Below are 12,353 nucleotides of genomic sequence, written 5' to 3' on the forward strand. Positions count from 1 at the left end.
GTCAGACGAATTAGATGCCAGAGTAAGGGGGTGCCGCATGAGGGTCTGTACGCAGACGAACGCATTGCGCAGCGGCTTTCGATCTCTTGCAATTCTTTGCATTCTCTCGATTCATCGCGATTCGAGCGCCTTGGCATGCATGTCGGTGGGCATCTCGTCGGGCCGGTTAGTATGGGCTATGGCATGGGCTGTAGCACGGGCCGTGAAGCGCGGCAGCAATGCACCCAGGCGCGCCCAGCCAATGCCGCCACGCGCCGCTTGCGGCGGCTCCCCCTGCACGAATTGAACGAACGACGCCATCATTTCCTCGCGTGCCGAATACGAAAAGCACGCATGATCGAGGGTGTCGTGATGAACGGTTTCGACATTGCGCCACTTGCGCATCCGTCGTCCGCCCGCACCAAAAAACACGGCGAACTCGTCCATGCCAGGATCTCCTGCGCCGTAGACGAAGCGAACCTTCACGTCGCGCTCACCCAACTGGCGAACCATCGCGCGCACCCGGGAACCGGACGAATCCACGCCGATCGTGCACTCGGCGAAATACGCCGCGCTGGCCTTCAGGCGCGCGCCCAGGCGCCGCGTCAGCTCCTTCACGATTGGCGTCAGGCGCCGTTGGCCGCGCAACACGCGCTTCCATTTGCTCGCCGTCTTGAAGGAGCGCATGAAGGTGCTGGTTGCCGTCTTCGGCCGGTTGTCGTTCGCGGCGAACGACATGGGATCTTCCGGGAAACCGAACTTGGGCGCGTTCACAAGCACGAGCGAACGAATATGGGGACTCACCGGCGCCGCGTGCAGGCAAACGTAAGCGCCCGAGCAGACCGCGAAACACGAGACATCGTCGAAACCGCGCTCGGCCAGGAACGCGGCAGCGCTCACTACGTCGTCGCAGCCCGAGCGGGAAAAGAGCAGCGAGAGCGGACGCTTGTCGACAACGGCGGCGCTGTCGCCGAGCGTGCCGATATCGAATCGCAACGACGCAAAGCCTTGCCGCGCAAGCCGGCGAGCGAGCGTGACCGAGATGCGCGCGTCGCCTATCCGATGGGTCGCGCCCGGGTTGACGAACACGACCGAGCGGCGCGACTGCGCGCGCTCTTCCGGCTCACACAGAATGCCGAACAGACGGCCATTGTCGAAGATCACGGGCGTTTCGCGGACCCCGTCGGCAACGAGGACAGGGGATTCGGACGGCTTGGCGATCGATGCGGCCACCGTCGATTCAGCCTGCTCAGTGACGCCCAACCATTCGACAATGCGTGCAATCGCCTGTCGCGGCGTCTCGGTCACGCCGGATTCCTGCATGAACGCGGCGCATTCGTCGAATGGCTCGAACTGCGCATCCGCGCCGGCAGCATGGCAAGCTTCGACGAGTTTCTTCGAGCGTGAGGGATCGTAAGAATCGAGTACAAGCAAGCGCCGCGGCGCTCGTTCAGCCAATCGTGCGTCCCGCAGCAAGTCGAACTTGCTCAGCATCGCGACGCTCGATGCGATCAAGCGATGCCCTACCGCCTCCGCATAGTCGGCATCGGCCGGCGGGGGCGCGACGTGAATACCACCTGTTTCAAGCCAGTTCTGCTGCAGCAAACGCAGCTCACGCAAGTATTGCCTGCCCGACAACACGGGGGCGAGCAACACCAGTTGATCGACTTCTTCGTCGGCCGCCACCAGCGCGGCGAGCGTCGCGCCCAGACGCAAGCCGCACAGGACCACTTGAGTGACCCCCGTCGATTCTTTCAAGTAAGCGATCGCCGAACGAATGCTTCGCAACCACCGCTCGATCTGCTCGCCGTCTTCCGACTCGCCGGCCGAGTCGCCTGTGCCGGCGTAGTCGAAGCGAAGCGCCGGCGTGCCTGAGTCCGCGAGGGCTTCGGCGAACACGCGCCAGCCCTTGTGGACCCACATGGCCTCGCGGCCGAACGGCTGGCAGAGCACTACGCCGCGCGTCGCGGCAGGCCCACCCTCGTGCAACCAGCCAAAGCAATGGTCAAAAATTATTGGCGTCATCTCGAAGTTGCGTCCCGAAAGAGCGTCGTTATTAAGTTGTCTGCGCATTACACTTTCACTACGCCAATGATTCAGTGCGTCCGCACACACTGCACAAGCGCAGGCTGATATTTCCGCCACCGCGAGCACTTTTCCGCCACCGTTATTCCCCTGATGTTCGATGTCCAACAGACGGCTTTTTCATGGCCGAGTCAAATAGGGCATCACGCCGTGTCCTGCATGCGCGGCACAGAACACGAAAATGCCGGGGAAAACACATGGTCACCGCTGTTCAACAACCCAGTCCGTCCGATGCGCCGCGCTTCTCGGTATGTATCTGCACGCGTAATCGTCCCGGGGACCTTGCCCGGGCGTTGCGTTCGGTCGAAGCCTCCACGTATCCGGCGCACCAGATCGTGGTGTCGGACGACAGCACCGATACGCTCACGCGTGAAATGATTGCTGCTGACTTTGCGCACGTCGTCTTCCTGGAAGGACCCCGTCGCGGCCTTGGTGCGAACCGCAACTGCGCGCTTGACGCGGTGACCGGCACGCACGTGGCGTTCATCGACGATGACGCCACGCTCAGCACAGATTTCCTGAGTCAAATGGCCGAGTCGCTGCAGCATGGCGGGCAACATCCGGAAAAGTTGATTGTTACGGGATACGAACTAAACTACGGTGAGCGCGTTTATGCAAACGCAACCACGTTTCTCGGTTTCCAGTCACGGCCGTACCGCCCCGGCGATCACCACGACACCGTTGTCATCAACAGTACCGTCTTCCCTGCGTGGCTCTTCAAGCTGATTCGCTTCGACGAGCATCTGGTCTACGGTTATGACGAAGTGGATATCGTCATGCGCGCCACGCTGCAGGGAAAATGCGCGGTCCGGCTTCTGCCGGATGTGTTCAATTCGCATTTTCCGTCGACGGTGAATCGCGACTACTACGCGGCGTTCGTTGAAGCCTCGCGCATCTACGTGACGCATAAGCGCTATCGGTGGTTCGAGCGCAACCGCCCGAAAGCCGCGCTGTTCCTGACGCTTGCCGTGGCTCACAACCTGGTGCACAACCTGCGCGCACACGGACCCAAAGGTCTTGCACGCAGCGCGCGCACGGTTTCACGCGCAATCGCCTACATTCGCCGATACACCCCGGAAGGACTCGCCATACAACATGAAGATCACCGTACTCGTACCCACCTATCGTCGAACCTCGGATCTCGCTCGCTGCCTTGATGCGCTCTCGCGGCAACGGCGCGCACCGGACGAAGTGCTGGTGGTGTGCCGCGGCGCCGACGAAGAAACGCAAGCATGGCTCGTGATCGAGAAGTCGCGCGCGCGCCTGCCGCTCGTCAAGGTTGAAGTCGCCCAGGGCGGCCAGGTTGCCGCCTTGAACGCGGGTCTCGACGCTGTCACCGGCGACATCGTGGCGATCACCGACGACGACGCGGCGCCCCGCCCGACGTGGCTCGAACGTATCGAATGCCATTTCGCGAACTCGCCTGACGTGGGCGGCGTCGGCGGGCGCGACTGGGTGCATGAACATGGCACGACACTCGATGCTGCCGAACCGGACGTAGGCCGCTGGCAGTTCCCAGGCCGCGCGATCGGCAATCATCATCTGGGCGTGGGGGCCGCGCGCGACGTGGACTTCCTCAAGGGCGCGAACATGAGCTATCGCGTGAGCGCGATCAGCGGCAATGCCATTCGCTTCGATACGCGTCTGCGCGGCACCGGCGCACAGGTCAACAACGACATGGCGTTCGCGTCAGCGGTGCGGCGTGCGGGTTGGCGCCTTGTCTACGATCCAGCGGTGGAAGTGGATCACTATCCGGCGCAACGCTTCGACGAAGATACGCGCGCCATGCGTGGCAGCCGGAGTTGGGCCGCGATCGAAAACGAGTCGTATAACCTGCGTTTGATCGTGCGTGACGAGTATCGCGGTACACGCCGAGGCATGGCCTTGCTGTGGCTCACCGTCGTCGGACACGGCGCATGTCTGGGCTGGGTCAATCTCGCGCGTGCTCGCTTCATCCATCGCGAGGCGAGCGCGTTGCAGCGCTGGCGCGCAGCGCGCAGCGGCGCGGCGCTAGCCAAGCGCGATCATGCGCAGCGGCGGCTGGAAAGCGTGGAACGCGAATTCGCGGGGTGATTGAAACGCGCGGTTGTGAATGGCGTTCATTTAAAAAGGCGATCAGAATAACCTGATCGCCTTTTTATCTACCGCAACACAAACGGCTAATGCGCAACCAAGCGGCCCAGAACCTGCGGCCGCCGGGTAACTTCGTCACGCCGCTGGCGCACGTCGTGTCGACGGACGGTTCTGCCGGTGCTCGCACTGGGAAACCGCTTGCTCATAGACCGTGAGATGTTCCGTGCACACGCGCTGCACCGAAAAACGCTCCAGATCTCGCTTCGCACGCGCGGCATATTGCGCGCGTACCGGCGAATCCATCAGCAGCCATCCCATCTTGGCTGACAGTTGCATCGGCTCCTGCGGTGCAACGAGGACCCCTGCACTGCCGTTTTCCAGCATCTCCGGAACGCCGCCCACCTTGGTCGCGACGATCGCACAACCCGCCTCCCGCGCTTCGCTGATCACCAGCGGCCCGGGTGCCTGATGCGCGGCGAACACGAAGACATCGGCTTCGGCCAGATACGCGCGGGGATCCGCGACGAATCCTGTGAATCGAACATGATTCGCAATGCCAAGTTGTTCGGCAAGGCTTTCCATCATCCCGCGATCAGGTCCGTCGCCCACCAGATAGAGCTGTGCATCTTGCGTCTGCCGCACATGCGCAAACGCGTGCAGGAGGTCGGCAATGCCGTTGCGCTCGAACATCGCGGCCACGCACACCACGTTCGGATGCTGCAAGTGCAATTCCCGCGGCATCTGCCGTGCGGAAAAACGCGGTGAACCCATCGTGCCGCTCGTCACTACGCTCAGGGTGTCCGCCGGCACGCCTCGTTCGAGCATTGCGTCGCCCACCGCGTGGCTCACCACGATCACACGGTCACCAAAACGCATCAGCGAAGCACTTTTCTGAATATCGTGATGGACGGTGGTCACCAGCGCGAAGCGGCGGCGCATGCTGCCGAAGCGCGAGATCAACGCGCCGGTCATCATGTGCGCGTGCACGACATCGGGGTTAAACCGTTCGATCAACCGGCCGAACCCCGCGATCATGGCCGGCACGCGCCAGGGCTGGCGCGACTGTTGCAGCAGCGAATGCGTGACGCCATGGCGCCGCAGCAACGACTCGTAGGTGCCGCCCGATGACGCGACCGCGACGTCGTGTCCGGCGCGTGCCTGCATGCACGCCAGATCGACCATCGCGTTGACGGTGCCGTTGCCGTTGCATTGCGCATGCGTGGCCAGGTGAACGATTTTCATGACTAGATCTGGTTCGAGGTTGAGCGGCGCCTGGGGCGCCGGGGCCCTTCTTTCTTCTTGCTGGCGACTGCTAGAGACTGCTAGCGACTGCTGACTACTTCTCTCTCATTCAATACGAGTCGATAGCTTCGCGATACACCGCGGCGGTCTGCGCCGCGATCACTGGCAGATCGAAGTACGAACGCGCATACGCACGGCACTCGGCTTCGCTGGGAAGCACCCGCTTGCCAAGCAACGCACCGGCGAGCCCTGCTCCCAGCGCCTGGAAGCCGCCCGATTCCAGCACCAGCTCCTGACTCAGCGGCGCGACCGCTTCGGGCAAACCGCCCACGGGCGTCACGATCACCGGCGTGCCGCTTGCGAGGGATTCAATGGTAGTCAGGCCGAAGCCTTCCAGCGCCGTTGTCGGCACGACCGACACGTCAGCCGAGCGATACCAGAGCGGCAGCGCTTCGTCGGCGACAAACCCCGCGAGACGCACATGCTGCGACAAACCCCGATAGTCGATACGCGCCTGCAACTCCTCCATCAACGGCCCCTTGCCGGCGATAGTCAGCAACACGTCGGGCACTTGCTGACGCACGACGAACATGGCGTCGATCAGGTCTTCCAGGCCCATGCGCGAGACGAGGCGGCGCACGCAGAAAAGCATGGGCCGGTCTTGCGGGAGTCCGAGCGCTGTACGTGCCGCACGCCGGTCAACATCGGAGCTGAAATGATCGACATCGACACAACCCGGCACGATGCGGATGGTGCGCGCGTTCACGCCGTACTGCTTCTGCAATACATCGCCGAAAGCCTGAGACAACACGATGTGCAGATTGCCGCGCTGATACACGTGCCGTTCAACTACACGCCGCAGCATCACATTCGCATGGCCGCGCGCGCCGTGCGCCGATTCATCGCCCCAGGGTCCGTGGAAATGGATCACCTTCGGTACGCGCGAAAACTTGCCGAGCACGGGCGCTGCGTACAACGCGAAATGCGCGGCGACCACGTCGGGCATACGCGCGTTACGCAGTTCGACAGCGGCGCGCCGCAAGCCGATTACGCGCTTGACCAAAGGCGCATCGGGCGCGGCGAACGGCGTCACCACGCCTCGTGTCGATGTCCGCACGTTTTCGCTTCCTGCTACGAGGCCTCGCACGGTCACGCCCTGAGCGGGCAGCGACTGGATCAGCGCGCTGACCACGCGATCGAGGCCACCGGGACGCTCATCGAACCAGTTCATGCCGATCTGCAGCGAGTCGATGATCCGTGGTTTTAACGGCGGCTTCGACGCGTCCTTCGAAGGGTTGCCCGGCGACTGCTTCAAAGGTTTCTTCGCACCGTTGGCCTTGGGCGCGTGGTCCGCGATGGGAGTGGTCGTACTTGCATGCGTCGTCATTGATTTGATGGCGGTATTCATGTCTTCACCGATACGATCCCTCGGCCAGCTCGCGCGTTGCGGCGAGCAGCCTTGCGGGTTTTCGCAATGTCTTCGAACAGCGCGAGATAGCGGGCTGCCATGGTCTGCCAGGACAACGTCGCGGCTAGCGCTTGAGCCGCCTGTCCCATTTCGCGGGCGCGCAGCGGGTCGGATGCAATCAGCGAAATGGCTTCGGCAAGCGGAGTTTCATTGTCGGGATCGTCCAGCACGATGCCGCACTCCTGCGTGACCACTTCCGCGCCGCCGGTCGTGTGCACGGTAATCACCGGCAACGCGGAAGCCAGCGCTTCGAGCAGCACGAGGCTCATGGCTTCATAACGCGACGGGAACACGAACGCATCGGCGCAACGCATCAGCGTGGGCATATCGCGGATCATGCCGACGAAATGCACGCGATCCGCCACACCGAGCGAGGCCGCCATGGCCGGATACGGACTGTTCTCCACGCCCCCGGCCACCGCGAGATGTACGTTGGGCGGACACTTCACGAGCGCGCGCAGTACGGTATCAAGGTTCTTGCGCGCGGTACGCAGGTCACCGGCGAACAACAGCATGAATGGGTCTTCGGGCAACTTGAAACGCTCGCGCTGCGATGTCTGCGACAAGTCCGGCGAGAACTCGACGTTATCCACGCCGTTATGGATCACGCGGATTTTGTCGTGCGACATACCAAGCGATACCAGCTCCGAACTCACTTTCTCCGACACCGGCACCAGCACGCGTGCATGCCTGAACGCCCAGCGTTCGCACCATGCGTTGAGCCGCGTGAACAACAGTTGATATGCGGCATAGACACCGCCGGTCAGGCGAAACGGGTAATAGCCGCTTTTATACCAACCAGTGTGGACGAAGTGGATGGCGTTCACATCGGAATCTGTCCAAGCGATAAAACCATTGACCTGCACCACGTCGAATTCATGACGGTGTGCGCGAATCCACGCAGCAACACGCAACGCGAACATCTGGTACTGCAGCAAGCGTGTCGGCACCCGGCTCACAGGCACGCGAACTACAGTGATGCGCGGATGCCGGCTCAACGTTTCGTCGACCTTGGTGCTGAGCAGCGTGACCGAATGGCCCGCGGCAAGCGCTGCCTGAACGACCTCGTAGTTGACGCGCCCTTGCCCGTCGTTGCGGCCGACGGTATGGGTGACGATAAGCAGATTCATACGGTCCTCGTTGGATACTGAGTGTGCTGTCGTGCTGTCTGGTACCTGGCTGGGTCCCGCAGACTGACTGGACTGACTGGACTGAACGGACTGATCGGCAACGGCGCTCATGTGCGCAAAGTCAGCGTGGACGGCTGCGCGATGTTCCGCTGCGCCACGGTCCCCGTGGCTGCTCGCCCCGGCGAGACCACAGCGTCTAAACGAACGGCGGCGGCGCGCGCCGACTGTTGAATCTCGCGGGCATAACGCCAGCCGGTAACCGGCAACATCACGCCGATGAAAAAGAACATGCCGCCCGAGCCAATCAGCGTATTGACGAACACCATCATGGCCAGCACGCCGAACGCCGCGGCCGTGCCGGCCACGGCAAAGCGATCGCTTTTCCTGGCGAAGCTGGCAACAAACGCGCGCAGTATCAGCATCAGCAATCCTGCCGCGTAGAGCAGCGTGCCGGGCCATCCAAGCACGTACGGCACTTCCATCAGGCCGCTGTCGAAGTCGACATTATTCGACGACCCATCGCCCGAGAGCTTCGAGCCGAGACCGGTCATGCCAAGACCCTGCCCCGCGATATTGGTGGTCATCTCGGAGAGGAAGTGGTTGTAGATCTCGGTGCGGACCTGATAGCTGTAGTCATTATCGAGTTGGGTCACCGTGGAGAAGCGCGCCATCGCCTTGTCCGAGATTTCATCGATCATGGCGACCGGCGAGCACAGCAGCACGATCACCGCGACACCACCGACCAGCCGCAAGCGGCTGCGACCGTCGAGCATGACGAACAGGTACACCAGCCCGATTGCGAGGCCGCCGACCACGCTGCGCGACATCGTGCCGATCAGCGCCGGCACGGCCAGGCCGCCCGCGAGAAAAGCCGTCTTGTTGCGCGCGGCGAGCGTCATCAGCAGGCAAGCCATCATCGCTATGGCAAAGGGGCCTGAGGAATTCATCGTGCTAGAGACCCGCATGCCGAACGGCAGCGGCACGCCCTCGGAGATCATGCCCGACTGCAGCAGCCAGAACGCGTCCCAGGGCGGTGGGCTGACGTACTGGAACACGCCGTATGCCGCAATCACAAAGCCACCGAACACGAAGGTCTTGAGCATCGTGCGGTGATACTCGGGGTACTGCCGCCATGTAACAAGAATGTGGAAAGCGATCAGGACCGGGAACAACCACGAGATCAGCGTATAGGACGCGGCTGCAATTCCGGCGCCCACCATGCCGATCACATAACCATAGAAGATGCCGAGCACGATCAGCGTGAGCGGGATCGCACGCCGCTGCATCAGCACGCGAAAATGGGTCAGCAGGTTCATGCCGCACAGCGCGGCCGCTATCACCGGCGCGAGCATGATGAGGCTGCGGTCACTGAACGTGCCGGTGAAGTAGTCGGACAGGCGCCGCACTTCCGGTGTGAGGAAGAACAGCCACACGACGAACGAGAGATAGTGCGCGGGCGAGCGTTTGTAGAGAATCGCGGCGACCGCGACGGCACCCGCCGGATAAAAGAATTCCAGCACACGGCTCTGATGCAGCACGAGCAATAACGCCGTGAGCGCGGCAAACGCCAAAGGCGCGATCATCATCCGGCGCCGCCGGCTCAGCTCCGCGCGCTGCTTCAGCTCCACGTCTTCGGCCGCGAGCTTCGCCGCGCGAGCTGCCTTTGCGGCCGGCGACGGCGCAGGCGCAGACGCCATCTTCTCGCGCTGCGCCATCCATGGCGTCTTCCACGACCCGACAGCCCCGTCCGGCGACTCGTCTCGCCCATTCGTGATCGAAACACTCGACATCGTTAAATCCTGTGAAGGAGAGGTCGGCGTCGTGTTCGTGCAATGCACGTCACTCGCGTCCTCTGTGTCATTTGGAAACGTCCAATGCCGACGTCAGGCACTTGCAGATACGTATTTCAGGGACTTCACTCGCACTTCACGAGCTGCCGCGTTCTCGAAATCTTCAAACCTCTTGGACCGTCTCGACGAAATCCGCCTCGCCGGCATGCTGGTTCGTGCGGCCGTTATAACGGCTCTTGCGTATCAGTCCAATCAAGCGAACTCCACGCTCGACGAACGGCCCCTCATCCTTGCGAAATCCGAATGCTTCGTAAAAGCCGCGCAAGCCCACCGGCGCCAGCAAGCGCACACCCCGCCCGGGCCACCGTTCGCCCGCTGCCGCGATAACACGCGCAATCAGCGCCGCAGCCGTGCCGTCGCCTCGACGCAGCGGGCTGGTAAGGATCTTGTCCACCACGACCACCCCTGCCTCAGCCGGCCCCATGCTGCCCTCGTGCAAGCGCGCATAGGCCATGACGGGCATCGGCCGCGAGATGTCATCGACTGCAAACACATGGAGAGACGTTTCATCGCGCCCGTCCGGGTCCAGATGCACATGGGACTGTTCGACAACGAACACAGCGCTTCGCGCCCGCAGGATCAAATACAGCTCCCGTGCGGTGATTTGCTCGAAGTCGAGTGCTTTCCAGTTCATGTGCCGGCCCTGCTCCAGATAAAGCCGGCAGCACCGGCCTGTTCGATGTTCATACCTTAAGTCTCCGACCGCATAACTTCCGTGCGGCATCGCACCGACGCAACCCCTTGCCAATCCGTTAAATACGGTCAACCGAACCGCAATCGGCGAATGACGAACTGCCGCGAGAAAAAGTCTGGAGTCCGCCAACACGGGATGAGCCTCCAGGCTTCAAAACAAACGTGCGCCAGGTTGCCGATTGCAAGACCAGTCCGGTTCCGGTCACGCGACCAAGCCGATATCAAGCGGCTGCGGCCGGTCTTAGGTGAAACACCTTTAGTGACATTTCTTTGGGGGGCTATTACATGAAATCCGCACTGCGCCGCATCCTTACCGAATCCGCCCGGCTCGACGTTCCCGCAGACTCGCTCGCCGACGACGCCGACCTCTACGCCGCCGGCTTGTCATCGCTCGCGACGGTTCATCTGATGCTCGCCGTCGAAGACGAGTTCGGTATCGAGATCCCCGACCGCATGCTGACGCGCCGCCTGTTTTCGTCGATCGACTCGCTCGCTGCCGCGGTGACCGAGCTGCAACTGGCGCAGGCCGCAGCATGAACGCCTCGACGGATATCGCCGTCCTTGCAACAGTGAAGGCCGAAGAAGCCGCGGTCGTGGCAGCGCAGATCGTGGCAGACGTGCGGCACGCGTCGGCCGAGCCCGCGTGGCTCGCCGCCACTCGCCGCGTGGCGCAAGTCGCAGCACTTCATTCCGCCGCAGTCGATCGCGATGCGCGTTTCCCGGTGGAAGCCTTCGAGGCAATGCGCCGCGAACGCCTGTTGTCCGCGATGATCCCTGCCGCGCTTGGGGGCGCCGGCCTGACGCTTGCCGAAGTGGCGCGCATTTGCGAAACACTGGCGCGTGCGTGTTCATCGACTGCAATGGTCTATGCGATGCATCAAAGCCAGGTCGCGTGCATCGTCGATCAGGGCCATGCAATCCCGTGGCAACGCGAGATGATCGCGCGCCTGGTGGACGAGCAATGGCTGCTCGCCTCGGCGACGTCCGAAGAAACCATCGGCGGCAACATGCGCACCAGCGCCTGTGCGGTCGAACTGGTCGATGGCGCGTTCAGGATCGAGAAGCTCGCACCGACCATCTCGTACGGCGAGCATGCCGACTGCATCCTGGTCACCGCGCGCCGCAGTCCAGAGGCCAGTGCGTCGGACCAGGTGCTGATCGTGGCGCCGCGCGACTCGCTCGTGCTGGAAAAGCGCGGCGGCTGGGACTCGCTCGGCATGCGTGGCACCTGCAGCGAAAGCTTCCGGCTGATCGCCGAGGGCCGCGCCGAGCAGATCCTGCCCGTGCCGTTCGCGCAGATTGCCGACCAGAGCATGTTGCCGGTTTCGCACACGCTCTGGGCGTCGGTATGGATCGGCATTACCGCTGACGCCGTGAACCGCGCGCACCAGTTCTTCCGTGCCCAGGCGCGCGGCAAGCCGGGTGCATTGCCCCCTTCGGCGGGACGGCTCGCGGACGCAGTCGCTCAGTTGCGCATGATGCAGGCGCGCCTCAAGGTTGCACTCGATGCCGCAAGCGACGCCTCGTCGGAACGCATTGCGCGCGACGCACAGGAAGCCTGCGATTTCGATACGCCGCTGGGCGCCTCACTGAGTCTCGCCTCCGACATGAACACGCTGAAGCTCAGCATCTCGTCGACTGCGCTGCAGGTCGTGCAGGAGACGCTGATGATCTGCGGCATGGCGGGCTACAAGAACAACACTGATTACAGCCTTGGGCGTCATCTGCGAGATCTTTTCTCAGCACCGCTGATGATCAGCAACGACCGCATCCAATTGAACACGGCGAACCTGCTGCTTGCGCAGCGCACGCCGGCTACGGGGAGAATCTAGG

Annotated in this window: 10 protein-coding genes; 4 read left to right on the top strand and 6 right to left on the bottom strand. The window is 62.7% G+C overall.

Features of this window, described 5'->3' with window-relative positions:
* Positions 1 to 111: 111 nt before the first annotated feature.
* Positions 112 to 2,052, bottom strand: coding sequence for a serine aminopeptidase domain-containing protein (locus tag ACSQ36_RS10985; protein ID WP_436181918.1), 1,941 nt, complete (start codon positions 2,050 to 2,052; stop codon positions 112 to 114).
* 209 nt (positions 2,053 to 2,261) lie between these two features.
* Between ACSQ36_RS10985 and ACSQ36_RS10990 the strand changes: the two genes are divergently transcribed.
* The gene (locus ACSQ36_RS10990; protein WP_436181919.1) at positions 2,262 to 3,221 is read left to right on the top strand and encodes a glycosyltransferase family 2 protein; all 960 of its coding nucleotides are present in this window, start codon (positions 2,262 to 2,264) and stop codon (positions 3,219 to 3,221) included.
* Positions 3,160 to 4,137 (top strand): glycosyltransferase family 2 protein, encoded by a 978-nt coding sequence (locus tag ACSQ36_RS10995; RefSeq protein WP_436181920.1) that lies wholly within the window; start codon positions 3,160 to 3,162, stop codon positions 4,135 to 4,137. Before ACSQ36_RS10990 ends, ACSQ36_RS10995 begins: the two co-directional genes overlap by 62 nt.
* 135 nt (positions 4,138 to 4,272) lie before the next feature.
* Here the strand turns inward: ACSQ36_RS10995 and ACSQ36_RS11000 are convergent, their stop codons facing one another.
* From ACSQ36_RS11000 to ACSQ36_RS11020, 5 genes are all read right to left on the bottom strand, one after another.
* A complete protein-coding gene (locus ACSQ36_RS11000) occupies positions 4,273 to 5,379 on the bottom strand; it encodes a glycosyltransferase family 4 protein (RefSeq protein ID WP_436181921.1) in 1,107 nt (368 codons plus the stop codon).
* A gap of 109 nt (positions 5,380 to 5,488) precedes the next feature.
* Positions 5,489 to 6,610: a glycosyltransferase family 4 protein gene (locus ACSQ36_RS11005; RefSeq protein ID WP_436183155.1), complete on the bottom strand. Its 1,122-nt coding sequence runs from the start codon at positions 6,608 to 6,610 to the stop codon at positions 5,489 to 5,491.
* Between the two features lie 173 nt (positions 6,611 to 6,783).
* A complete protein-coding gene (locus ACSQ36_RS11010) occupies positions 6,784 to 7,977 on the bottom strand; it encodes a glycosyltransferase family 4 protein (protein ID WP_436181922.1) in 1,194 nt (397 codons plus the stop codon).
* A 107-nt stretch (positions 7,978 to 8,084) separates the two neighbouring features.
* Complete coding sequence (locus ACSQ36_RS11015) at positions 8,085 to 9,767, bottom strand: O-antigen ligase family protein (RefSeq protein ID WP_436181923.1); 1,683 nt, start codon at positions 9,765 to 9,767, stop codon at positions 8,085 to 8,087.
* Positions 9,768 to 9,930: 163 nt separating this feature from the next.
* The gene (locus ACSQ36_RS11020; protein WP_436181924.1) at positions 9,931 to 10,461 is read right to left on the bottom strand and encodes a GNAT family N-acetyltransferase; all 531 of its coding nucleotides are present in this window, start codon (positions 10,459 to 10,461) and stop codon (positions 9,931 to 9,933) included.
* 344 nt (positions 10,462 to 10,805) lie between these two features.
* Between ACSQ36_RS11020 and ACSQ36_RS11025 the strand changes: the two genes are divergently transcribed.
* Both ACSQ36_RS11025 and ACSQ36_RS11030 read left to right on the top strand, forming a co-directional pair.
* Positions 10,806 to 11,057 carry an acyl carrier protein gene (locus tag ACSQ36_RS11025; protein WP_213761563.1) on the top strand — a complete coding sequence of 84 codons (252 nt, stop codon included), beginning with the start codon at positions 10,806 to 10,808 and terminating at the stop codon, positions 11,055 to 11,057.
* Entirely contained in the window at positions 11,054 to 12,352 is a 1,299-nt protein-coding gene (locus ACSQ36_RS11030; RefSeq protein WP_436181925.1) for an acyl-CoA dehydrogenase family protein, read from the top strand. Before ACSQ36_RS11025 ends, ACSQ36_RS11030 begins: the two co-directional genes overlap by 4 nt.
* Position 12,353 lies beyond the last annotated feature (1 nt).

Source organism: Caballeronia sp. LjRoot34, from assembly GCF_964253815.1.
Taxonomy (GTDB): domain Bacteria; phylum Pseudomonadota; class Gammaproteobacteria; order Burkholderiales; family Burkholderiaceae; genus Caballeronia.